The following is a 22,967-nucleotide window of genomic DNA, read 5'->3' as shown; positions in this document are numbered from 1 at the left end:
GGTTAATTTTAGATAGTTAAACAGGTGTGTTCGTTTATCTAAATTGAGTCGGGAGCTGATGAATATGACCGTTCAAGTAGAAGAAGTCATAAATCAAATGAAAAAGAAATTAGCAGAAAATAACCAGGTGCTAGAAGTCAATGATGATGGGACTGTGTTCAATGCAACGTGTACCTTCAATTCTCCTGCCTCGGACGAACAAATCCTCGCTTTTGAGGAAAAGACCGGTTTGCTGCTGCCAGATGAATATAAAGCATTTTTGAAGATAACGAATGGGTGCCGCCTGTTCGATCATGTTGAATCCGGGGGCGAAAATGATTTATACAGCCTTGAGGATATCATAAATTACACGTATGAAGAAGATTATGAAGGCTGTTATAAGGTGGCCTGCATTTATCAAGATAATATTGTGATCCATGGAAATGACGTGGCCAAAGGCAAGCAGGATTATATCATGGTAAAAGGTCATATCGATGATTTCGATGAAAGCAAGCCGCTTCATATGGGTTTCGCGGAGTGGCTGGAGCAGTTCATTTCCCATCAAGGGGTAAAGTTCTGGGATAAGTGAAAAAAAATGATAATCCTCCCGTTCTTAGTTCAAACTAATTGTGATGATGTAATGTCATCCAAACGAACGTGAAGGAGAGGGTTTGAAATGGCAACTAGACAATCCGTTGGTCAGTTATTGGAGCAATGCGAAGGGGCTCTCCGATTTGCAGATTATGAATATAACGAAGCATCAAGGCTGGGCCATTACAGTGATGAGGAATTCCAGAAGTCACAGCTTTATATCGAAGAGGCTTTGACAAATTTGGACAAAATGTATGGAAGTGCGGATGCCCAGCAACGGGATATGCTTCAAAGGATGCAACAGCAATTGAATGATATAAAGAATGATATGATTTTATTGCGTCATTAAAGGTGTAGGTGGGGGCTATGGAAGCATAGCTCCCTTTTCCAATGTGCACGATTTTGAATGGTGATGCATATATAATGAAAAACCTGGAGATAATGTTGGTGACCGGCTATTGCAATTATCGGTAAAATTGACTAGAATGAAATAAAATCAAATATTCTTATAAAGACTATGAAGAGAAGTAGTAGCAATTAGAACCAGTTTAGAGAGTTGACGGATGGTGCAAGTCAACCTGGATTGATTGTGAACTCGTCTTGGAGTCACAGGTGTGAAGCGATAGTAATGCCTGGCGTCCAATCCACGTTACGGAACTTTTAAGCTGGGCGATTGTTTGTTGTCGCCAATGTGGGTGGTACCGCGGGAAGATATACATAATCCTCTCGTCCCAATTTGGGATGAGGGGTTTTTTATTGTTTTTTTTATACGGAAAATAGGAGGAAGTCTAATGAGTTTTGAACATAGAAGCATAGAAACGAAATGGCAGCAATATTGGGAAGCGAACAAAACGTTTAAAACGGGAGAAGATAGCGGCAAACGTAAATTCTACGCGCTGGATATGTTCCCCTATCCATCTGGAGCGGGTCTTCACGTTGGACATCCGGAAGGTTACACGGCGAGTGATATTCTGGCACGGATGAAACGGGCGCAAGGGTACAATGTGCTCCATCCAATCGGCTGGGATGCATTCGGTCTTCCAGCAGAGCAGTACGCAATCGATACCGGGAATGACCCGGCTGAATTCACGGAACACAACATCAACACGTTCCGCCGCCAAATCAAGGCGCTTGGTTTCTCTTATGACTGGGATCGTGAAATCAATACGACGGACCCGGAATATTATAAATGGACACAATGGATTTTCTTGAAATTATACGAAAAAGGCCTTGCCTATATCGATGAAGTCGCTGTGAACTGGTGCCCGGCACTTGGTACGGTTTTAGCGAATGAAGAAGTCATCGATGGGAAAAGTGAACGTGGCGGACATCCGGTCGAGCGCCGTCCAATGAAGCAGTGGATGTTGCGCATCACGGCTTATGCCGACCGTCTGATCGACGATTTGGATGATGTGGATTGGCCAGAAAACATCAAGGATATGCAACGTAACTGGATCGGCCGTTCTGAAGGGGCTGAAGTCACGTTCACGATCGATGGATTCGATGAATCATTCACGGTGTTCACGACGCGTCCGGATACATTATTCGGTGCAAGCTATGCGGTTCTTGCTCCAGAGCATCCTTTCGTGGATAAGATCACGACATCCGAACAACGTGCTGCCGTTGACGCTTATTTAGACGAAGTGAAACATAAAAGTGACCTGGAAAGAACGGACCTTGCAAAAGATAAATCAGGCGTGTTCACGGGTGCTTATGCAATCAATCCGGTCAATGGCGAAAAGATGCCGATCTGGATTGCTGATTATGTATTGATCAGCTATGGAACGGGTGCAATCATGGCGGTTCCTGCTCATGATGAACGTGATTATGAATTCGCAGTCAAATTCGACTTGCCAATCAAAGAAGTCGTAGCTGGTGGAGATGTGACGAAAGAAGCCTATACGGGCGACGGACTTCATGTGAACTCCGGATTCCTGGATGGAATGAATAAAGAAGAAGGCATCACGGCCATGATTAAATGGTTGGAAGAAAAAGCGATCGGTACGAAAAAAATCACGTACCGCCTTCGCGACTGGTTGTTCAGCCGCCAACGTTACTGGGGTGAGCCAATTCCAATCATCCATTGGGAAGATGGCACCATGTCAGCACTTAAGGAAGAAGAGCTTCCATTACTTCTACCTAAGGCAACGGACATCAAGCCTTCAGGAACGGGTGAATCACCACTTGCGAACATCACGGATTGGGTGAATGTAGTTGACGAAAACGGACGTAAAGGCCGTCGTGAGACAAATACCATGCCACAATGGGCAGGTAGTAGCTGGTACTTCCTTCGTTATATCGATCCGGACAATACGGAAGCTCTTGCCGATCCGGAAAAATTAAAAGAGTGGATGCCGGTCGACATTTATATCGGTGGTGCTGAGCATGCCGTGCTTCACTTATTGTACGCGCGCTTCTGGCATAAATTCTTGTATGACATCGGTGTCGTACCAACGAAAGAACCGTTCCAAAACTTATTCAACCAAGGGATGATCCTTGGCGAGAACAATGAAAAAATGAGTAAATCAAAAGGGAATGTCGTGAACCCTGATGACATCGTGGAAAGCCATGGTGCGGATACGCTTCGCATGTACGAAATGTTCATGGGGCCATTGGATGCATCCATTGCCTGGTCGACAAACGGATTGGACGGTTCACGCCGATTCCTGGATCGCGTCTGGCGCTTACTTGTCAATGAAGACGGTACGATGACGGATAAATTGGTCGAAACGGACGACAGTGGCAAGCTTGAAAAAGTGTATCACCAAACTGTCAAAAAAGTGACCGAGAACTATGAAGAATTGAAATTCAATACGGCGATTTCACAGCTGATGGTATTCATCAACGATGCCTACAAAGCGGAAGCACTTCCGAAAGAATATATCGAAGGCTTCGTGAAATTGTTAGCACCGGCTGCACCACATATCTCAGAAGAACTTTGGTCTAAACTGGGTCATTCTGAAAGTATCGCTTACGGAACATGGCCTGCGTTCGACGAAGCGAAGCTCGTCGATAACGAAGTGGAGATCGTAATTCAAATCAACGGAAAAGTCAAAGCCAAACTTATGGTGCCGACTGATACGACGAAAGAAAAACTCGAAGAAATCGCGATGGGCGAAGACGCCATCAAAGAACAGATTGATGGTAAAACCATCCGCAAAGTCATTGCCGTACCTGGCAAATTAGTCAACATCGTCGCAAACTAACAATCAAAAGAGCTGCCCCGCATATTGGCCGGGGCAGCTCTTTTTGTGTTGCCCTGGAAAGGGACATTCGTCGATCTATAAATATTAGGACCATATTGTTATATGTATTTTTATGGTAATATGTAATGAAAAACCAAGGAGCAACCATAACTATGGAAAACGTTCATGACGTGGAGTTAAAACATTTTTCGAATGAATATTTGGACGTATTACATTCCTTTGAACTTCCTGAAGAACAAGGGCAGTTCACAGCATTACCAAGCAAGATTTTAGAGGTGAAAGAAGGACAACATCGTATTGTTATTTTATGTGAGGATGAGCCTGTAGGCTTCTTTCTATTACATTCAACGGAACGAGTTAAGGCGTACTCGGATAATCCGAAAGCGATGCTCTTAACTGCATTATCTGTTAACCATGCAAAGCAAGGAAAAGGTTATGCTAAACAAGCGATGCTCTTGCTAAGTGATTTTGTTAAATCAGAATTTCCTTACTGTGATGAAATCGTTTTAGCAGTTAATCATAAAAATGTTCCTGCTCAGCGACTGTATGCAAAAGTAGGTTTTACAGATACAGGTAAGAGAAAAACCGGTCCGATTGGTGAACAGTTTGTCATGCATTTATCGGTGAAGAATACGTAACTCTTCTAACTTTCGAGAGCTAACCTGTAATAGAGAGATAAAATGAATCGGTCAATAATCGAGCGTTTTAATTGAATCGAAAAAAAGGGATCTTCGCTGAAGATTCTTTTTTTTGCCGATGATGGTTGATTATGTACCTAAGAATAAGGATTTTCAAAACGCAGATAAAGAAAGTGGAAGAAGCAAGATTCGAGATTCGGACACATATGGGGGATATGGCGGAATCCTAAGTGAATGGGGAAGAAATAGTAGGAAAACCCTGTTCTTATAAAAAGCAGAATAGCTAGATTCAAAGATACGTATTAGTGCAAAATGCCTGTTTATTCCTTGGAGTCTACCATTCTCAAGTTATTGCCAAAAAAATGGTTGATAATATTTAACAGTGTGATAATTTGGTATAGTAAAGCATTTTTAGCAAATTTAGGAGGGTAACTATTGAACGTTAAAAAGGTAAGTCGATTTACGGTATGTGTACTTATATTTTCACTTGTTTTTGGCATGTTGATTCCACAAAGATCTCAGGCTGCGACAGATTCATCAAAAATCATACAAGCATCACCTTCCATTAAAAGTGGAGAAACGGTTGAAGGCAATTTTGACAAGCCTGAGACCCATTGGCTCCAGATCACCCCAACGAAAGATGATACTAATCAGTTTTCCCATGTTGAGTTCGATGTAGAATCGGACGATTATCTTAATATTTCAGTCTATCCTACTTTAGAAAAAGCAGAGAAAGATGAAACGTATGATAACTACCGGGCAACTAGTGGCCCTGAAGAAAAGGCCGTCATCGACTTCCCGTTCGGTTGGGAAGGAAGCTATTATGTGAAAATAGAGTATTTCGGTGAAGTGGATGAAGAGGGCCTATCATTACCGGAATCGGAGAATAAGACGGCTTACAAAATACATGCACAATCCGTTAAATTGCCTCCTTCCGCAACATCGGACGAACTTGGAATGGCTTCATGCCCAGTGGAGTTAAGCGCTGTAGGAAAATCCACGGGTAAAAACCTATTGAGTGAAATTCGCAAGTTCAGAGATGGAGTTCTTTCCAAGTCAGAGGAAGGACGCGCCCTATCTTCCTTGTATTATAAGGCTGCACCGTTCTTGGTCCTTGATATGGCCGGCAGCAAGAGCAAAAGAGACAATGTATACAACAATCTAGTAATCCTTCAACCTCTAATTGCGGACCTTAATGAAAATGGGGAAAGCAGTACGGCAGTCATTTCAAATAAGCAGCAACAAGCGATTAATGAATTGTTCGATGTGACGGTCGATGCCGTCCCAGCTTCACTGAAAAAAGAAATGAACGGCATTGCGGATAAGATCGGCATCAATAACCTTGCAGGCGAGCGCGTTGTCGATATCGCAAGCAAAGCGGGTTATAAGCTACCGGCTTCCAAAAGCATCACGAGCAAGTATATCGTCAAGATGAAACCGGGTAAAAAACTGACTTCGGTTCAAACCAAGGTACAAAGCTATGGAACGTTCTCGACCTTCAAAAAACAAGATGTCATCCTCGATGATACATATGTGGTGGAGTTAAAGGGAACGGGCAAGATGAGCGCAACGGCCCTTACACAGGTTGAAAACCTCTCGGATGTAGAGTATATCGAGCCGGTTAAAACGTATAAAGCCCTTTCGAATGATATTCAATCACCGTATCAATGGTCCTTGAACAATGAGGGGCGTGAAGTGAGTAAAAAAGGCGCTGACATCCATAATGACGAATTGCAGAAACTTATTAAGAATCGCGATCTGAAAGAGACATTGGTTGCGGTAATCGATACAGGCGTCGATAATACGCTCGCGGATCTAAAAGACAAAGTCAATATGGGACAAGGCAAGAACTTCATCGATCCGAAAGTGGACGCGATCGATGATAATGGACATGGTACACATGTTTCAGGCATCATCGCAGCCCAGTCGAATAATGGATATTCCATGGAGGGAATCAATCCATTGGCCAAAATCCTTCCTGTCAAGGTCCTTGATTCTTCAGGAGCAGGGGACACGGAAAAAATTGCAGCCGGAATCATTTATGCGGCAGACAAGGGAGCAAAGGTCATTAACTTAAGTTTGGGCGGGTCTTATAGCCGGACCATCGAGTACGCCCTGAATTACGCAGCATCCAAAGGTGTCGTGATCGTGGCCGCAAGCGGGAATGAAGCCAGCATGCTTTCTTATCCGGCTTCTTCTAAATATGTAATATCCGTCGGGGCAACCAATGCCTATGATATCGTTTCGGATTATTCCAACTTTGGCCCGACACTTGATTTGGTGGCACCTGGAACAGGGATCCCAAGTCTTATGCCAAACGGAAATGTCACGTTAATGGATGGGACATCGATGGCAACACCACATGTCGCAGCAGTTGCCGCGTTATTACTATCCGGTAATCCAGGATTGAAAATAAATGACGTACGCACCATCCTTCATGAAACATCCGATTACATTGCCTTCAAGGAAGAAGACAATGAAGGAATGGATCAGGATTATACAGATGAAGGAGAGCCGATAGCACCAGCCGTCGACAGGGATTATGTTTCAGGATTTGGAAGGCTGAATGGCTTTAGTGCACTTAGTAAAGTGGACCTGAAAGCTGCAGTGAACCCGATTCTTGATAATCAAACGAAGCTGACAGGAACGGCAAAAGCAGGTTCAAAAGTGGAAGTGAAAAACGGAAGCAAAACAATCGGAACAGCGGTGACTTCAGCCAAAGGCACGTTCAGTGTTGCAATTCCAGCTCAAAAGGCCGATCAACGCCTAAACGTCGTGATTTCGGATTCTTCTAAAGTCGCTGTCTCTTCAATCAAGCTGTTTGTGAAGAAGGGGGAAACTCCTAAAGCACCTACTGTGAAGGCAGTAAGTGACAAAGATACGTTTGTAACGGGAAAAGCAACGGCGGGAATCGCGATTTCCATCAAGAATAGCGCCAAAAAAGTAATCGGCAAAGGCAACGCAGACAGCAAAGGGAATTACAAAGTAAAAATCAGCAAACAAAAAGCAGGGACAAAACTTTCCATAACAGCTACTGACGCGGCGAAACGGGAAAGTAAAGCAGCGAAAGTGACTGTGTTGGACAAAACGGCACCAAGTGCACCGAAAGTCGACAAAGTAACGGACAAATCAAAAAAAGTAACCGGTAAAGCGGAAGCGGGATCGACGGTTACGGTCAAGTACAAAGATAAGAAAATCGGATCGGCCAAAGCTGATAAAAAAGGGAAATTCACCGTGAAAATCAGCAAGAAAAAAGCAGGTTCGACCTTGTCCGTCACAGCAAAAGATAAAGCGGGCAATACAGGCAAAGCAACGAAAGTGACTGTGAAGAAATATAAAAAGTAAAATGTTAACTGAAACGGCATGTCCCCTTGTTTGAAATAACTAACAAGGGACATGCCGTTTTTTTCTTGAACCTCTAATAGGATGACGACAAAAAAGCCTATCAAAATAGTTTTGATAGGCTTTCATTATGTACACGATAAACTAGAAATTAATAGAAAGAGAATCTTTCAATTCCTGTAACAGTTCAGGGTGCTTCGCAATCGAAACATAGGTTTTTTCCTGATCTTCCTTTGACTTGTTCGATAAGTCCGTCTTCACTAACATGACTTGCCCATCTTCAAAGAAAAATACACTAAATTTGTTTTTTTCGTCCTTGAATAATTCAAAAAAATATGTGGTTTCTTCTAAGGTGGCCATGGAGTAATCTAGTAGTTCCGCTGCGTCATTATTCTTTTTCACTTCAATCTTATCCATTTTGTCAATGAAGGTCCTGATATCTTTCTGTTCTGTCATGACTTTATGATAGTCTTCAGGATCAAGACTGGGATCATTCTGATTTGAAAGTAGTGCGGAAAGCTTTTTATAGCTTTCTTGATTCGGTATGTCTAGCTTGACGGATTTCGTATTCTCTTCGGTTTTTTCGTCAGGCTGCTTTTTTTCTTCCGTTTTGTTCTCTGTCGTATTTTCGGTTTGTTCTTTAGTTACGGTTTCCTCATTTTCTGAAGCACAGGCACTTAAGAATAGAGAAAGGCCGATACAAAAGAAAATCATTTTAAAGAATCTCATGGTTTAATCCCCTCCGGCTTAACATTCTACCATATAAAGGGTTATATTACATATTTATCTTATTTGGTGTTTAGGGAAAATAAAAAGGTAAGTGGAGGCGATCGATTTCCACTTACCTTTTTTCGTTCATAATTGGGACAAAGCTTTTTTGGCCGTCTTCACGTCGTTTTGGAGAAGCTGGTTGAAATCATAAGCTGGATAGAGATCTCTTTCATATAGATAGTTGAAAATTCTTGCGTGATTATCGATGGCCCCATTTAATTGCTTTTTAAAGACCTTCCGTAGTGAGGGGGTGGCCGTTTCAGTTATGGCAGTCGCATAATTTTTGATGGAGGATTTGGCCAGCCCGAGTAGATCCCCGGCAGCCATTGCCGATGCATCATCTCTTATTTCATCCCCCTGTATTATTTCTCCCATACGATCGTCCTCTTCCCGATTGGCATCAGGCGTTAACGGATAAAACTGCAACAACTCCATGATGTTTTGCGTAAGCGAATTGATCATGTGTTTGTAGTGTGTTTTTAAAACCGGGTCTTTTATTTCTGGATAGGCTTTTTTTAATTTCATAAGGGCATTGGACTGTGAAGCTACTAATTCATGAAGCTCAAGTGTTTCATGCCAAGCAAGATGTGAATGTGTGGGTGTCATGTTAATACCTCCTGAACATATTGTCTCGATACAGTATTCAAGAGGTGGGCATTTCGGAAGTTATCCCATTATTGAGAATATATCATTGGTATTGCTCCAACCTTGCAAAGAATTTTTTAACAAACTCGTAAAATACCTTTTCTGATGGGGCAAGTTCTCGATTCCTTGGAGAGATGATACCGACTGTCCGTTTGACTGAAGGTGTTTCAATGGGAATTTTGACGGTCATCCTCGGAACGATTTCATAGAAGGTGCTATCAGGCAGGAGGCTGACCCCGATTCCAGCGGACACAAGCCCTTTTATGGAATCCATGTCTTCCCCTTCCGAAGCGATGTTCGGCGTGAAGCCGGCCTGCTTACAAGCCTCGATGGCAAGGGTGTTCAAGACGTAACCTTTGGGGAACAGCACGAAAGGATCATTCCGCAGGTCGCTTAGGCGCAGGCTCTTTCTTTCAGCCAGCGGATGGGTGATGGGAAGTAGGGCAGACACGTTTTCGGTGAATAAGATATGGCCGTCGATATCAGGATCTTTCGTAGGGACCGGCCCTAGGAAGGCCAAGCCGATTTCACGGTTTTTCACGGCATCCATTAAGTAGGAGTAGGAACCTTGTTTCAAATGAAATGAGATGTTCGGCTGTTCATCTTTAAAAGCGGAAATGACAGTCGGCAACAAATAGGTGGAGAGGCTTGTCGGGAACCCGATTTTAATCATTCCATGTTCCGGATCCAGGAATTCCTCGATTTGATATTTGGCATATTCGATGGATTTTATCGCCGTTTTGGCATGAACTAAAAATATTTTTCCGATGGGCGTTAATTGGATGTTCCGACCGATTTTTTCGAATAACGTGACGCCGAGTTCTTCTTCCAGTCTAGCAATCTGGCGACTGATGGCCGATTGGGCAATATGTAGGTGTTCGGCGGCTTCAGAGACATGTTCCCTCTCCGCAACCTCGACGAAATAACGCAATTGACGTAGTTCCATTTACTCATCTCCTTCCACCTATCTCAAAGTGAGATAGATTTTGGCTTAATTATATATTGTTTATATTGATTTGAAAACCTAGAATAATATGTAAGTGACATAACGGTGTAAGAAATAAGAGGGGGGAAAACGTATGACATACAATCAATTACCAAAAGCACAAGGTCTTTACCGTCCGGAATTTGAACATGATGCATGTGGGATCGGTTTATACGCTCATTTAAAGGGGCTAGCTACACATGATATCGTCAAGCAAGGACTGCAGATGCTGTGCCAATTAGACCACCGCGGTGGACAAGGGAGCGATCCTCTAACAGGGGATGGAGCAGGATTGATGGTGCAAATTCCTGATAAGTATTTCAAGCTGACTTGCCCGGAAATGAACTTGCCGGCAAAGGGACGCTATGGTGTGGGCATGCTCTTTTTTTCCAACGATGATGCTGAACGCAATGAGATTGAAGCGCGTCTGAATTCATTAATCGAACAAGAGGGTCAAACGCTTCTAGGCTGGAGAACGGTTCCTGTGGATGCAGGGAAATTAGGGGACGTCGGCAAAGAAACATGCCCGACGATCCGACAGGTGTTCATCGGGGCAAGTGATGACGTTACAGAAGACTTGGCTTTCGAGCGCAAATTATTCATCATCAGGAAACAGGCTGAAAACTGGGCAAGGGAACGTGGAAACCGTTTTTATTTTGCGAGTCTTTCCAGCGCGACGATCGTTTACAAGGGATTGCTGACACCGGAACAAGTCGATGCATTTTATCTTGATTTGCAGCATGAAGATTTTTTGTCCGCTTTCGCTTTAGTGCATTCCCGCTTTAGTACCAACACATTCCCTAGCTGGGAACGGGCCCATCCAAACCGCTACTTGATCCATAATGGGGAGATCAATACGCTTCGGGGCAATGTCAACTGGATGAAAGCGCGTGAACAGCAGTTCGTTTCGGATGCTTTCGGGGATGATTTACAAAAGGTCCTGCCTATCTTGGATACGGATGGAAGCGACTCATCCATTTTGGATAACGCCCTTGAATTCTTCGTCCTGGCAGGCCGCAAGCCGGCGCATGCAGCGATGATGCTGATTCCTGAACCATGGACGGAAAATCCGCATATGACCAAGGAAAAGAAAGCCTTTTACGAATACCACAGCATGTTGATGGAGCCTTGGGATGGTCCGACGGCGATTTCGTTCACGAATGGGAAACAAATCGGGGCGATCCTAGACCGTAACGGATTAAGACCTGCCCGTTATTATGTGACCAAAGATGACTACATCATTTTCTCCTCTGAAGTCGGGGTAATCGAAGTCGAGCCGGAAAATGTATTATATAAAGAGCGTTTAAGCCCAGGCAGGATGCTTCTACTTGATTTAGAGGAAGGCCGCATCATCTCGGATGAAGAAATCAAATCCGAAATGGCGAACGAACAACCGTATCAAAAGTGGCTGGACGAACAGATTGTGCAGTTGACGGACGAAGATCAGCCGGTCGATGTGGAACCTCTATCCGATTTGGTTTTCCGTCAGAAAGCGTTCGGCTATACGTATGAAGACGTACAAAAATACTTGTTGCCGGTCATTAAGGAAGGAAAAGATCCACTTGGCTCGATGGGGAACGATATTCCGTTGGCGGTATTGGCCGATGGTCCGCAATCGCTTTTCAATTACTTCAAGCAATCCTTTGCCCAGGTGACCAACCCACCAATCGATTCGCTTCGTGAACAAATCGTTACGTCAACGATGACGTTTCTAGGGGCAGAAGGCGACTTACTGAATCCGAATGAAAAGAATAGCCATCGCATTCAATTGGATACACCGGTATTGACGCCAGGCCATATGAATCAGCTTAAAGAAAATAACTACCCGGAATTCAAAAGTAGGGTCATCGAGACTTTATTTTCTGAAGATTTGGAACTTGAATTAAATCGAATATGCCGGGAAGCGGAACAAGCGATAACGGAAGGCATCAGCCTCTTGATTTTATCCGATAAGAACATGAGCGAAGACCGTGCTGCGATTCCTCCATTATTGGCGGCCAGTGCCCTTCACCAAGAGCTTATTCGTCATGGGAACCGGACGAAGGTCAGCATCATCGTCGAAACCGGAGAGGCAAGGGAGGTCCATCACTTTGCGGCTTTGATTGGATATGGGGTGGATGCCATTTATCCGTATCTTGCTTTTGAAACGTATAAGCAGGCAGTCGCAGACGGCAGTTTAACGATCAGTTACGAGAAAACGGTCAGCAAATATGTGAAAGCCGTGACGGAAGGCATCGTCAAGATCATGTCGAAGATGGGAATTTCCACGGTCCAAAGTTACCGTGGTGCCCAAATTTTCGAAGCGGTCGGAATTAGTGCGAATGTGATTGAACGCTATTTCAGTGGTACAGCGTCACAGCTTAGTGGGATTGAATTGGAGACCATTGCAGAAGAAGCATTGATCCGTCACCAACGGGCTGTCGTCGATCTTTCCAACCAGACGCTTGAAGCGGGCAGTGATTTTCAATATCGGGCAAATGGTCAGCATCATGCGTTCAACCCGAAAACGATTCATACGTTGCAATGGGCGTGCCGAAAAGGTGATTACAGCCTATTTAAGCAATATTCCCAGTTGGCGAATGAAGAGCGACTTGGATTTTTGCGGAATTTATTCGCATTCAACCAAAAGAACCAAAGTATCTCCATAGATGAAGTGGAATCCGTGGAATCCATCGTGCGCCGCTTCAAAACAGGGGCCATGTCATTTGGGTCGTTAAGTCAGGAAGCCCATGAAACATTGGCGATTGCGATGAACCGTTTAGGCGGAAAAAGTAATAGTGGAGAAGGCGGGGAACATCCGAATCGGTATGAAATCGATGAAAACGGTGATAGCCGCCGCAGTGGAATCAAGCAGATTGCATCCGGTCGTTTTGGTGTGAAAAGCCATTATCTCGTGAATGCCGATGAGCTTCAAATTAAGATGGCACAAGGAGCGAAACCGGGTGAAGGTGGGCAGTTGCCTGGGAATAAGGTATACCCTTGGGTAGCCGAAGTTCGTGGATCCACGCCAGGCGTCGGTCTGATTTCACCACCGCCACATCATGATATTTATTCAATTGAAGATTTGGCGCAATTGATCCATGACTTGAAAAATGCCAATCGCGAGGCAAGGATCAGCGTCAAGCTGGTATCGAAAGCGGGAGTCGGTACGATTGCCGCAGGTGTTGCCAAAGGAGCTGCCGATGTGATTGTCATCAGCGGATATGATGGGGGAACGGGTGCTTCGCCTAAAACGAGCATCAAGCATACTGGACTGCCGTGGGAGCTTGGTCTTGCCGAAGCCCATCAGACCTTGATGCTGAACGGTCTACGTAGTCGAGTCGTCCTTGAAACGGACGGAAAGCTGATGACTGGCCGTGACGTGGTCATGGCGGCGATACTTGGTGCCGAAGAGTTCGGTTTCGCAACCGCTCCACTAGTCGTACTTGGTTGTGTGATGATGCGCGCGTGCCACTTGGATACATGTCCAGTAGGCGTAGCTACACAAAACCCTGAGCTACGGAGCAAATTTGCCGGAGATCCGGATCATGTCGTGAATTTCATGCGTTTCATTGCAGAGGAAGTTCGTGAAACGATGGCTGAACTAGGGTTCAAAACGGTTGACGAAATGGTTGGCCGCACGGATGTTTTACAGGTGAGCGAGCGGGCCAAGGCTCATTGGAAAACGAAACACCTGGACTTATCGACCCTTCTTTTCCAACCGGAAGGAATCCGTACGTTCCAGCATCCGCAAAATCATAAAATCGAAGAATCCTTGGATGTCAGGGAAATCCTCCCTGCTGTACAGCCTGCCCTTGAGGACCAAACTCAAGTGGACGCAAGTTTCCCAATCACAAACGTGAATCGCGTGGTTGGAACGATCGTCGGCAGTGAAGTTTCCAAACGATATGGTGAGGAAGGACTGCCGGAAGATACGATCACCCTTCGCTTCACGGGATCAGCCGGTCAAAGCTTCGGTGCCTTCATACCGAAGGGGATGTCGATGTATTTGACAGGTGATGTCAATGACTATATCGGTAAAGGATTATCAGGAGGGAAATTGGTCGTCACATCTCCACCTGGAAATCAGATGGAAGCGGGCGATAATGTGATTGCCGGGAATATTGCCCTATATGGTGCCACAAGCGGGGAAGCATACATCAACGGACGTGCCGGTGAGCGTTTTGCGGTCCGGAATAGCGGCGTACATGTCGTCGTCGAGGGAATTGGCGACCATGGTTGCGAGTATATGACAGGCGGTCGTGTCGTGATTCTGGGGGATGTCGGGAAAAACTTTGCAGCCGGTATGTCAGGCGGTATTGCCTATGTACTTGCAGACGAAGTGGAAGCATTCAAAGCCTTGTGTAACCCAGAAATGATCGAATTCGAAACGCTTGACGACATAAAAGATAGTAATGAAGTAAAAGAATTGATTTCGAACCACCTGCATTATACAGAGAGTGCGAAAGCCTCCTATGTGCTGGAGAACTGGAACGATCTTGTGAAAAGGTTCGTTAAAGTCATTCCGAAGGATTACAAGCGGATGATGAATAGCATCGAGGAACATAAGCAAGCTGGTCTATCGAAAGAAGAAGCCTTCATGAGTGCGTTTCAGGCTAATGCGATCCAAGGTAAAAAATCCACCAAACAAGCTGTGATGCTGTAAGGAAGGGGAGAGTCAAATGGGAAAAGCAACAGGATTTATGGAATATCCGCGTGAAAAGCCAAGTGAACGGAATCCTCTAACAAGGTTAAGGGACTGGAGAGAATACTCCACTTCTTTCTCGGACGAAAAACTAAGCAGGCAGGGAGCACGGTGCATGGACTGTGCCACCCCTTTCTGTCATGTGGGCATGGAATTGAACCGGGTCACAACGGGTTGTCCGATTAACAATCTGATTCCGGAGTGGAATGATTTAGTGTACCGTGGCAGATGGAAGGAAGCGTTGGAGCGTTTAATGAAGACGAATAACTTCCCTGAGTTCACGGGCCGTGTCTGCCCGGCTCCTTGCGAAGGGTCGTGTACGGTAGCGATTAACGACCCGGCCGTTGCCATCAAAAGCATCGAACGCTCCATCATTGACAAGGGCTTCGAAAATGGCTGGATCACACCGCGCATTCCACAACAGCGGACCGGGAAGAAAATTGCCATCATCGGTTCCGGTCCTGCCGGATTGGCAAGTGCCGATCAGTTAAACCAAGCAGGCCATTCGGTAACGGTGTATGAGCGTTCTGACCGTGCCGGCGGTTTATTGACATATGGAATCCCGAACATGAAGCTGGAGAAAGATGTCGTCGCACGCCGGATCACTTTATTGAATCAAGAAGGCATCGATTTCGTCCTGAATACGGAAGTCGGGAAGGACATCACAAAAGAGGAACTGCAAAACCAATACGATGCCGTCATCCTCTGCACAGGTGCCCAGAAGCAACGCGAACTGGATATCGAAGGCCGTGAAGCAAAAGGCATTCACCTAGCGATGGATTACTTAACAACGGCGACGAAAAGCTTATTGGACTCCAACTTCGAAGATGGCAAGTTTTTAAATACGAAGGGTAAGGATGTCATCGTCATCGGTGGCGGCGATACAGGCGCCGATTGCGTTGCGACGGCCCTTCGCCAAGGATGTAACAGTGTCGTGCAATTCGGGAAACACCCAATCCTGCCGACCTCCCGTACGTCCGATAACATGTGGCCAGCCTATCCAAACGTATTTTCACTTGAGTATGCGTACGAAGAAGCGGAAGCGAAATTTGGCTCCGATCCACGTCAATACTCGATTCAAACGAAAAAGATCGTGGCTGATGAACAAGGCAACGTAAAGGAACTTCATACGATCCAAATGGAAAAAATTAAAGGGGAAGATGGCATCTATCTCTTTAAAGAAATTCCGGGCACGGAGAAAGTATGGCCGGCCCAATTCGTCTTCATTGCCATCGGATTCGAAGGAACAGAGCAACCACTCCTCACTCAATTCGGAGTGGATACTGTCAATCAAAAGATCGATGCCGCCTATGGTGATTATAGAACGAATGTCGAAGGCGTTTTTGCTGCAGGAGATGCGAGAAGAGGGCAAAGCCTAATTGTCTGGGCCATCAATGAAGGCCGTGAAGTAGCGAGGGAAGTGAACAGCTACTTGATGGGTGCCACGGTATTGGCGTAAGAAGTGCGGTTTCTAGCACTTCTTTTAGACTGTAGCCACACTTGATGAAAAATGTGTTTGTTTATATGTGGTTTGTACAATGTGGACGTTGATTTCCACTTCAGGCACTCGCTTTCCGCGGGCGGTCGGGGAGCCTCCTCGGCTTCGCCTGCGTTGTCTCTCCTAGACGCGCATTTCCCGCAGGAGTCTCGTACCTTCCGTTCCAATCCACTTTGCATTATCATTCTATATATCCGAAGCGTAAAGAAACGATTGAGTATGTTTCGCGGGCAAAAGAGTATGGATTGGATTACTTTAAGGGACTTTTAAATAAACAGGCGATGTTCTTTTGTCGATAAACTGTAAGAAGTGCTGTTTCTAGCACTTCTTTTTTTTTAGGTTTTTTAATCTTAATGTACAGGTTTTATAAGGTCATTTAGTCTACTCATCTATAAGGCTGTTAACTATTTTTCGCTTAACTATATAGTAAAATTACAAAATGAACCTAAAATATGGTGATTTTTAAAAAAAGTTGTAACGAAACATGTAACCGAGGTATTAATACTAGGAAAGGCAAGAGAGAGAGGGCGTTATGAAGAAGCTTGAAGAAGAATACGAAGAAATCCAACCAAAAATTTATGCGTTTTTTTATGCCAAGACAGGAAATCAGGCAACTGCTCAAGATCTTTGCCACGATACCTTTTATGAGGCGTGTAAAAACATCGCATCATATAATGGCAAGTCCACCTTATCAACTTGGATGTTTTCGATTGCAAATAATCTATTGAAGAAGTATTACCGCAAAAACAAATATCAGCTTGATTTAATGCAGAAACTTTCCATGGTGCCAGAAACGGAAATCCATTCATTAGAAGAGCTAGCAGAAATTAAGGAGGATACGAAAAATCTTTTGCATCATATTTCAAAATTGGAGGATTCAGAGAGGGAGATCGTACTACTGCGTATATACGGGGAGCTGAGTTTTGCAGATATTGGCGAATTAATCGGTAAATCTGAAAATTATGCGCGAGTATCCTTTCACCGTCTGAAATTGAGAATTCAAAATACAATGGAGGAGACTTTATGAACACAAGATGTTCGGTGACGCAAGATTTACTACCTTTATACGAAGAGGAATTATTGCAACGGGAAACTCAACGGTTTGTTGAGGAACATTTGCTAAGCTGCCAAGAATGTCGGCATATAGCAGAACAATCACAGATTCCATTGCCCGCGGAAGTAATACCGGGCGGTGCTTCTAAAAAAATGATGCGGAATATAACCTTGAAATTGACGACAATACAGATTTTCTTTGTAGCCATTGCCTTTATATTGGCAATGAGTACGACCATTATGAATGACAATAGTGGCTTTATTCTGACCTACGCCATTTTAGGTGCGGTCACGTATCTGTTTTACCGATCAGTCCTCATTGCCATCCTGCTTGCGGGTATACCGAATTTCATATGGAATTGCCTGTTATATATGACGGATTGGTTCGGCGAATTTTATGCTCAAAGTTTTTCGGAAGCTCTTCTAATAGCACTGACTTCCTTAATTGTCCACCTGCTGTTAACTTTTATCGGAATCATTATCGGCTTTTGCATTCTTAAAATAAGAGAGGAAAATTAATTATGAAAAAGAAAATGATATACAGCGTGATTGCCATTTCATTAATTGCCGCCATAGTGTTCGCTTATATGCAAATGAGCGGAAATAAAACTGGTAAATACAAAGCAAAGGAGAGTCTCGAAGAGTTTTTAGAACAAACTTATCCCGGCATGGACTACGAAATCAAGCGGTCGGTAGGGTATGGATGGACCGATGAAACGTATGAGTTCCATGTAGTGGTAAAGGATTCGGTAGCAGTTGAAACCACCTATCGCTTCTATGTCTCCGGTATCGAACCGTATGAAGTTTATAGTGATACAATCCATGAATCCAAGATAGAGAAAGATGCATCCAAAAAGCTAAATGCGGAGGCAGAACAGTATATTCTAACGCTCCTCCAGGAAAAAATCCCGCAAGTCGATTCTGTGGATACCGATGTGGAAGTATACAACGAAGTTACCGAGGAATGGACGCCGCAGATGAAAACGCCAAAGCCCCTTCACATTATGCTGGAAATGGAAAAAGGCGATGTAACAAAAGAACAGATGGTGCAGCAGTGCAAGATTATACAGGAGCTATTGAATGAAGAATCGATCGATTATGATACTACCGAGGTGGGATATCGAAGTATGGTGAACGGAGAAGAAAATTATGAGTACGTCAGTTTTACTCCAGGCAAGGAATTGACAATAAATGATTTGAATTAAAAACGAATAAGCCTTTCACTTAAATAATTTCTATGGACCGCATCGTTTGTTAGCCGTAACTGCCAAGTTCGGTGTAGATTGATAAGTCAGGTGTGTCTAGAGCTAGTCGTTTTTTAGAAAAGGGGAATGCTGTATGATGACCTATCCTTTACAAGAATCCGATTATCCAGTAATCGAGGCTGCAAGGGAAAAGATCAAAGCGCTGTACGAGGAAGATAAGCACCATGTAGGGGCAGCGTTGAAGACAAAGTCGGGTAAAATTGTAGCTGCCGTACATATGGAAGCATATGTCGGCCGTATCACGGTGTGTGCTGAAGCCGTTGCGATTGGAAAGGCGATATCGGAAGGGGAAAAAGAGTTTGATACGATCGTGGCTGTGAAGCATCCCTATTCCGATGATATCAATAGAGAGTTGAAGGTGGTCAGTCCTTGTGGGATGTGCCGGGAACTGATCTCGGATTATGCAGAGGATTGTTTTGTGATCATAGAGGTGGACGGGGAAACGGTTAAAACGAAAATCAGCGAGTTGATCCCTCTGAAATATACGAGGGGATCGTGAAACAAGAGGCACATGCAAAAGGCAATCCTTCCTACCGAAGGGTTGCCTTTATCAATTTACTTGATCCGCGAAATGAAGTCATCCAATTTATCCAATGTGGTGATATTCTGGTTGCATTTCATACTATCGTTACAAATATAGTTTCCTTTTTTTATGAATGTGCCTTGAACGGTTCCTTTTGTTTCAGACATGAACATCCCGACTTCCTCAAAGCGGCTGCATATCGCGCAGATCCCTTTTTTATGAGAAGGTTTGAATGTCCCAAGTAGTCCAACCAGCTTATTATTCCGGGGGGCGATGATGAATTTCTTTCCTGAGCCAGTATCGTCCCATCCCAAGTAAGAAATCCCTCTTAAATCGATGGTTTCCATTCTGGGGGCCTTTAATTTCTTCGCCTTGGGAAATAACTTCTTGACCGTTTGTTCCGTTACTTCTTTAAAAGGGATGACATAGGGTTTGAGTTCCAAGAGAAAGGCTTCAGCATGGGCAGGATCCTTGATGGTGTCGATGGGGTCCAGAAGTTGCTTGTGCTTGTCGTCCAGTTCATTGAATAATTTCAGCACTCTTTCTTTTGCAACGGACTTGACTGTATGAACGACATCTTTATCGTTGGCCGTTGCGTGTCCATTTATCAGTATCTGCGTTTGTAATTTGATGAAGTTATATTGCTCACTTTTGATAAAGGGTTCCATTTCCCCACTCCTGTTCATGTTCCTGTTGCTTTCATTTTACAGAATCCGCTTTTTGAATGAAAGGTGGAAAATGTTTAGGAAACAAATTTGGCATAGAAATAGCACTGATCTCTTTCATCAGTGCTGCGAGACAAGCTCTATTTGGAATAAATGATTTTTTTAATGGTTTCCGTTGAGAGAAAATGTTCTTCTGCTAATTGATGGATAGCGGTCCCGGTTTTAAAGGCATATTTAATAGAGGCATTTCGCTCATCGATCAATTTCCGGGATCCAGAACGTGTTCCCCATTTATGATGCGTTTGATCAGGTTTGGGAATATAGATGGTTTCCCCTTGCACATACTTTTGAATTTCCTGAATCAATGCCTCGGGTAAAACGGCTGTTGCTTTTACATACGTCATTTCTGCCAGCTCCTTATTTTTTGTTGCGAATGAAATAAGGGGCAAAGCCTGTTTATTAGAAATGATAAAAGATGGGCGATGTTCGTTTATTTTATTTCCACCTCATGCAAAGTATCGCCTCCACTATCAGGCTTTGCATGAGATGCTGCAGAAGGTGGCAAAACACGTTTCATTGCCATCATTACACCTCCTTATCGAATTCCCTTTATTATAAAATATCTCAAGCACATTGCAAGGAAATTCCATTTTCATCCTTGCGTTATGCGGATTGTTTGCTGTTGCGCACCGTTCATGAAATAATTGGATGAGAAAACCAATTATCCAGTATGGGGGCTGATTTTATATGAAAGTATTCGTAGTTGGAGCAAATGGGCAGATCGGGAAAAAGGTAGTTACGTTATTGAAAGAAAGCAAGGAACATAGTGTACGGGCCATGATTCGAAAAGAGGAACAGAAGAAATCATTTGAAGAAATCGGAGTCGAATCAGTGGTCGTCAGCTTGACTGGAACGGTGGAAGAGATTTCAGAAGCGGCGAAAGGGTGCGACGCCATCGTGTTTGCAGCAGGTTCCGGGGGCAGCACAGGGGCTGATCAAACCTTATTGGTAGATCTTGACGGCGCAGTCAAGACAATCGAAGCGGCTGAAAATTTACAGGTGAAGCGGTTTATCATGGTCAGCGCTTTTCAGGCAAACAACCGGGAAAACTGGAGCGAAGCCATTAAACCGTATTATGTGGCCAAGCACTATGCCGATCGAGCACTGTTGCATAGCGATTTAACGTATACAATCATCCGGCCGGGCGGTCTCGTGAACGAACCGGGAACAGGCCAGGTGACGGCTGCCGAGAAACTGAAAAGGGGCACGATCCCGCGGGAGGATGTGGCCAAGACAATTGTGGCTGCCTTAACCGAGGAACATACCTATAACCGTTCCTTTGATTTGATTGCAGGGGAAACTCCAATTGCTGAAGCGTTGAATTCCATATAAGATAGGAAGAACGAATAAGCAGGGCCATCCCAAATGGATGGCCCTGCTTTTGCGTTTATCAGGCCAGCTCTGGATAACCAAACAAAAACATTATCGGCTACTGAAATAACGTTATTTTAGTCTTCAGAGTTCTTTTTCCTTGTATCGAAAGACCTACTATCATGCATGAAACTATTTTTATTTAGATAATAAGAAGCACTAAAATGATTTTTCGGAATAATTACTAAAATAGTTTTTGACAAACGTACCACTGCATTTTATAGTTAGGAGTGTTGTGTTGTGGGTTTGTACGAATCGGTACATTGAATCGCAGGCACTTCTCTTATCTAATGATTAGGAGAAAGAGAACATTGGAGGTTTCATAATGTCACAGAAAGCACCACTTTCTTTTATATTGGTTACAGGTTTAATGCTATTTGCTTTATTTTTTGGTGCAGGTAATTTGATTTTTCCTGCCATGCTTGGACAATCCTCCGGGACCAACTTATGGTCGGCTAACCTTGGATTCATCCTTACCGGAGTTGGATTGCCTTTTATCGGAATCCTGGCATTTGGTATTTCAGGTAAAAATGATGTGCAGTCACTGGTAAGCCGGGCGCATCCTATGTTCGGTTTGATTTTCACAATCGTTCTTTATCTATCGCTTGGACCATTATTCGCTCTTCCGCGAACCGGAAGCGTATCTTATGAAATAGGAATTAAGCCATTCCTTCCAGATGGAGTCGGTTTTTTACCTTTGTTGGTCTTCACCATCATCTACTTTGGCGTTGCTTGTCTCTTATCTATTAATCCCTCAAAAGTTTTGGATATTGTCGGAAAAATATTAACTCCATTATTATTAATTTTCATTGCCATCCTGATCATTGTGGCGATCATAAACCCAATGGGGAACATTCAAGCTCCTATAGCAGACTATTCTGACAATTCGTTCTTTAAAGGATTCAAAGAGGGCTATTTAACAATGGATACCCTGGCATCCTTTGCTTTTGGTATCATTGTGATCAACACCATCAAGGATAGGGGCATCACTTCCAAGAAGGAAATTCTGAAGTTCTGTACTAAAGCCGGTTTGATTGCCGCCTTCCTGTTAATGATCGTTTATACGTCATTAACATATGTAGGGGCAACTAGTGTGGAATTGCTTGGCCAGTTAGGGAATGGCGGCGACGTTCTTGCCCAAGTATCGAACCACTTTTTCGGTTCTGGAGGTGCCGTGTTATTAGGCCTGATTGTGATTGCCGCTTGTTTAACGACGAGCATCGGCCTGATTACGGCATGTTCTACTTACTTTAACAAGTTGTGGCCATCTGTATCCTATAAAATTTATGTGGTCATTTTTTCTGCATTCAGTGCAGCGGTGGCCAATGTCGGCCTAAGCAACTTAATCGAGTATACGGTGCCGGTATTGACGGCGCTCTATCCAGTTGCCATCGTCATCATCGCGTTGACATTTTTACATCCCCTTTTCAAAGGGAGATCGGAAGTGTATTTGGGAAGTCTTTTCCTTACCGTGATTTTCGGGATTTATGATGGACTCATTGCTTTCGGGATACCAAAGAACCCGGTTACTGAATTTTTGACTGAGAACCTGCCATTATTTAATGTAGGGGTAGGTTGGGTTATTCCTGCCATCGTTGGTGGGATAATCGGCTATATCGTAAGCCTGATAAAAGGGCAACCGGTAACGAATTAGAATGTAAGGCTAAAAATGATACGATTATGAATGAAAG

The 22,967-nt window shown here is 44.0% G+C and carries 19 protein-coding genes and 1 other annotated feature; of the genes, 14 read left to right on the top strand and 5 right to left on the bottom strand.

Translation table 11 applies throughout. From position 1 onward, the window contains the following. The first annotated feature begins 64 nt into the window (after positions 1-64). The 6 genes from ACQKIC_RS02645 (at position 65) to ACQKIC_RS02620 (ending at position 7,759) form a co-directional block, all read left to right on the top strand. The gene (locus tag ACQKIC_RS02645) at positions 65-568 is read left to right on the top strand and encodes an SMI1/KNR4 family protein (RefSeq protein ID WP_402875102.1); all 504 of its coding nucleotides are present in this window, start codon (positions 65-67) and stop codon (positions 566-568) included. Between the two features lie 87 nt (positions 569-655). Then, on the top strand, positions 656-919 hold the full coding sequence (locus tag ACQKIC_RS02640; protein WP_402875099.1) for a DUF2524 family protein: 264 nt from the start codon (positions 656-658) through the stop codon (positions 917-919). A gap of 159 nt (positions 920-1,078) precedes the next feature. Next, positions 1,079-1,307, top strand: a binding site (T-box leader). A gap of 54 nt (positions 1,308-1,361) precedes the next feature. Next, positions 1,362-3,776, top strand: coding sequence for a leucine--tRNA ligase (leuS, locus tag ACQKIC_RS02635; RefSeq protein ID WP_402957047.1), 2,415 nt, complete (start codon positions 1,362-1,364; stop codon positions 3,774-3,776). 152 nt (positions 3,777-3,928) lie between these two features. Then, entirely contained in the window at positions 3,929-4,414 is a 486-nt protein-coding gene (locus tag ACQKIC_RS02630) for a GNAT family N-acetyltransferase (RefSeq protein ID WP_427590945.1), read from the top strand. 118 nt (positions 4,415-4,532) lie between these two features. After that, positions 4,533-4,685, top strand: a complete 153-nt coding sequence (locus tag ACQKIC_RS02625) for a hypothetical protein (RefSeq protein WP_427668524.1) — start codon at positions 4,533-4,535, stop codon at positions 4,683-4,685. A 164-nt stretch (positions 4,686-4,849) separates the two neighbouring features. Further along, positions 4,850-7,759, top strand: coding sequence for a S8 family serine peptidase (locus ACQKIC_RS02620; RefSeq protein WP_427590944.1), 2,910 nt, complete (start codon positions 4,850-4,852; stop codon positions 7,757-7,759). 141 nt (positions 7,760-7,900) lie between these two features. Here ACQKIC_RS02620 and ACQKIC_RS02615 read toward each other — a convergent pair whose 3' ends face one another. From ACQKIC_RS02615 to ACQKIC_RS02605, 3 genes are all read right to left on the bottom strand, one after another. Further along, positions 7,901-8,485, bottom strand: coding sequence for a hypothetical protein (locus ACQKIC_RS02615; RefSeq protein ID WP_427590943.1), 585 nt, complete (start codon positions 8,483-8,485; stop codon positions 7,901-7,903). Positions 8,486-8,611: 126 nt separating this feature from the next. Further along, complete coding sequence (locus ACQKIC_RS02610; protein WP_427590942.1) at positions 8,612-9,133, bottom strand: spore coat protein; 522 nt, start codon at positions 9,131-9,133, stop codon at positions 8,612-8,614. Positions 9,134-9,215: 82 nt separating this feature from the next. Next, on the bottom strand, positions 9,216-10,118 hold the full coding sequence (locus tag ACQKIC_RS02605; protein ID WP_402957059.1) for a LysR family transcriptional regulator: 903 nt from the start codon (positions 10,116-10,118) through the stop codon (positions 9,216-9,218). Positions 10,119-10,251: 133 nt separating this feature from the next. Here ACQKIC_RS02605 and gltB point away from each other — a divergent pair, with 133 nt between their 5' ends. The 6 genes from gltB (at position 10,252) to ACQKIC_RS02575 (ending at position 19,156) form a co-directional block, all read left to right on the top strand. After that, positions 10,252-14,802, top strand: a complete 4,551-nt coding sequence (gene gltB / locus ACQKIC_RS02600) for a glutamate synthase large subunit (RefSeq protein WP_427590941.1) — start codon at positions 10,252-10,254, stop codon at positions 14,800-14,802. A 16-nt stretch (positions 14,803-14,818) separates the two neighbouring features. Beyond that, positions 14,819-16,300, top strand: a complete 1,482-nt coding sequence (gltD, locus tag ACQKIC_RS02595; RefSeq protein WP_427590940.1) for a glutamate synthase small subunit — start codon at positions 14,819-14,821, stop codon at positions 16,298-16,300. Positions 16,301-16,871: 571 nt separating this feature from the next. Next, positions 16,872-17,366, top strand: coding sequence for an RNA polymerase sigma factor (locus tag ACQKIC_RS02590; protein WP_427590939.1), 495 nt, complete (start codon positions 16,872-16,874; stop codon positions 17,364-17,366). Beyond that, positions 17,363-17,911, top strand: a complete 549-nt coding sequence (locus ACQKIC_RS02585; protein WP_427590938.1) for a zf-HC2 domain-containing protein — start codon at positions 17,363-17,365, stop codon at positions 17,909-17,911. Before ACQKIC_RS02590 ends, ACQKIC_RS02585 begins: the two co-directional genes overlap by 4 nt. Positions 17,912-17,913: 2 nt before the next feature. After that, the gene (locus ACQKIC_RS02580; protein ID WP_427590936.1) at positions 17,914-18,597 is read left to right on the top strand and encodes a hypothetical protein; all 684 of its coding nucleotides are present in this window, start codon (positions 17,914-17,916) and stop codon (positions 18,595-18,597) included. Between the two features lie 133 nt (positions 18,598-18,730). Then, positions 18,731-19,156, top strand: a complete 426-nt coding sequence (locus ACQKIC_RS02575; protein WP_427590935.1) for a cytidine deaminase — start codon at positions 18,731-18,733, stop codon at positions 19,154-19,156. 56 nt (positions 19,157-19,212) lie between these two features. On the opposite strand, the gene ACQKIC_RS02570 is transcribed toward ACQKIC_RS02575, so the two are convergent. After that, positions 19,213-19,848, bottom strand: coding sequence for a FusB/FusC family EF-G-binding protein (locus ACQKIC_RS02570; RefSeq protein ID WP_427590934.1), 636 nt, complete (start codon positions 19,846-19,848; stop codon positions 19,213-19,215). Positions 19,849-19,985: 137 nt separating this feature from the next. Continuing rightward, complete coding sequence (locus ACQKIC_RS02565) at positions 19,986-20,249, bottom strand: CD3324 family protein (protein ID WP_402987281.1); 264 nt, start codon at positions 20,247-20,249, stop codon at positions 19,986-19,988. A 343-nt stretch (positions 20,250-20,592) separates the two neighbouring features. Between ACQKIC_RS02565 and ACQKIC_RS02560 the strand changes: the two genes are divergently transcribed. Next, positions 20,593-21,237 carry an SDR family oxidoreductase gene (locus ACQKIC_RS02560; protein WP_427590933.1) on the top strand — a complete coding sequence of 215 codons (645 nt, stop codon included), beginning with the start codon at positions 20,593-20,595 and terminating at the stop codon, positions 21,235-21,237. A gap of 364 nt (positions 21,238-21,601) precedes the next feature. Next, positions 21,602-22,930 carry a branched-chain amino acid transport system II carrier protein gene (gene brnQ / locus ACQKIC_RS02555; RefSeq protein ID WP_427590932.1) on the top strand — a complete coding sequence of 443 codons (1,329 nt, stop codon included), beginning with the start codon at positions 21,602-21,604 and terminating at the stop codon, positions 22,928-22,930. The last annotated feature ends 37 nt before the right edge of the window (positions 22,931-22,967 follow it).

This window comes from Peribacillus sp. NPDC046944 (assembly GCF_050272735.1).
Lineage (GTDB): Bacteria > Bacillota > Bacilli > Bacillales > DSM-1321 > Peribacillus.
Note: the sequence above shows the minus strand (reverse complement) of the source record. Positions and strands in the feature narration are given on the sequence as shown.

Excerpts from the sequence above, each read along its gene's own strand:
- ACQKIC_RS02645 (WP_402875102.1), top strand. The coding sequence starts at position 65 with ATGACCGTTCAAGTAGAAGAAGTCATAAATCAAATGAAAAAGAAATTA.
- ACQKIC_RS02640 (WP_402875099.1), top strand. The coding sequence starts at position 656 with ATGGCAACTAGACAATCCGTTGGTCAGTTATTGGAGCAATGCGAAGGG.
- leuS (WP_402957047.1), top strand. The coding sequence starts at position 1,362 with ATGAGTTTTGAACATAGAAGCATAGAAACGAAATGGCAGCAATATTGG.
- ACQKIC_RS02630 (WP_427590945.1), top strand. The coding sequence starts at position 3,929 with ATGGAAAACGTTCATGACGTGGAGTTAAAACATTTTTCGAATGAATAT.
- ACQKIC_RS02625 (WP_427668524.1), top strand. The coding sequence starts at position 4,533 with ATGATGGTTGATTATGTACCTAAGAATAAGGATTTTCAAAACGCAGAT.
- ACQKIC_RS02615 (WP_427590943.1), bottom strand. The coding sequence starts at position 8,485 with ATGAGATTCTTTAAAATGATTTTCTTTTGTATCGGCCTTTCTCTATTC.
- ACQKIC_RS02610 (WP_427590942.1), bottom strand. The coding sequence starts at position 9,133 with ATGACACCCACACATTCACATCTTGCTTGGCATGAAACACTTGAGCTT.
- ACQKIC_RS02605 (WP_402957059.1), bottom strand. The coding sequence starts at position 10,118 with ATGGAACTACGTCAATTGCGTTATTTCGTCGAGGTTGCGGAGAGGGAA.
- gltB (WP_427590941.1), top strand. The coding sequence starts at position 10,252 with ATGACATACAATCAATTACCAAAAGCACAAGGTCTTTACCGTCCGGAA.
- gltD (WP_427590940.1), top strand. The coding sequence starts at position 14,819 with ATGGGAAAAGCAACAGGATTTATGGAATATCCGCGTGAAAAGCCAAGT.
- ACQKIC_RS02590 (WP_427590939.1), top strand. The coding sequence starts at position 16,872 with ATGAAGAAGCTTGAAGAAGAATACGAAGAAATCCAACCAAAAATTTAT.
- ACQKIC_RS02585 (WP_427590938.1), top strand. The coding sequence starts at position 17,363 with ATGAACACAAGATGTTCGGTGACGCAAGATTTACTACCTTTATACGAA.
- ACQKIC_RS02580 (WP_427590936.1), top strand. The coding sequence starts at position 17,914 with ATGAAAAAGAAAATGATATACAGCGTGATTGCCATTTCATTAATTGCC.
- ACQKIC_RS02575 (WP_427590935.1), top strand. The coding sequence starts at position 18,731 with ATGATGACCTATCCTTTACAAGAATCCGATTATCCAGTAATCGAGGCT.
- ACQKIC_RS02570 (WP_427590934.1), bottom strand. The coding sequence starts at position 19,848 with ATGGAACCCTTTATCAAAAGTGAGCAATATAACTTCATCAAATTACAA.
- ACQKIC_RS02565 (WP_402987281.1), bottom strand. The coding sequence starts at position 20,249 with ATGACGTATGTAAAAGCAACAGCCGTTTTACCCGAGGCATTGATTCAG.
- ACQKIC_RS02560 (WP_427590933.1), top strand. The coding sequence starts at position 20,593 with ATGAAAGTATTCGTAGTTGGAGCAAATGGGCAGATCGGGAAAAAGGTA.
- brnQ (WP_427590932.1), top strand. The coding sequence starts at position 21,602 with ATGTCACAGAAAGCACCACTTTCTTTTATATTGGTTACAGGTTTAATG.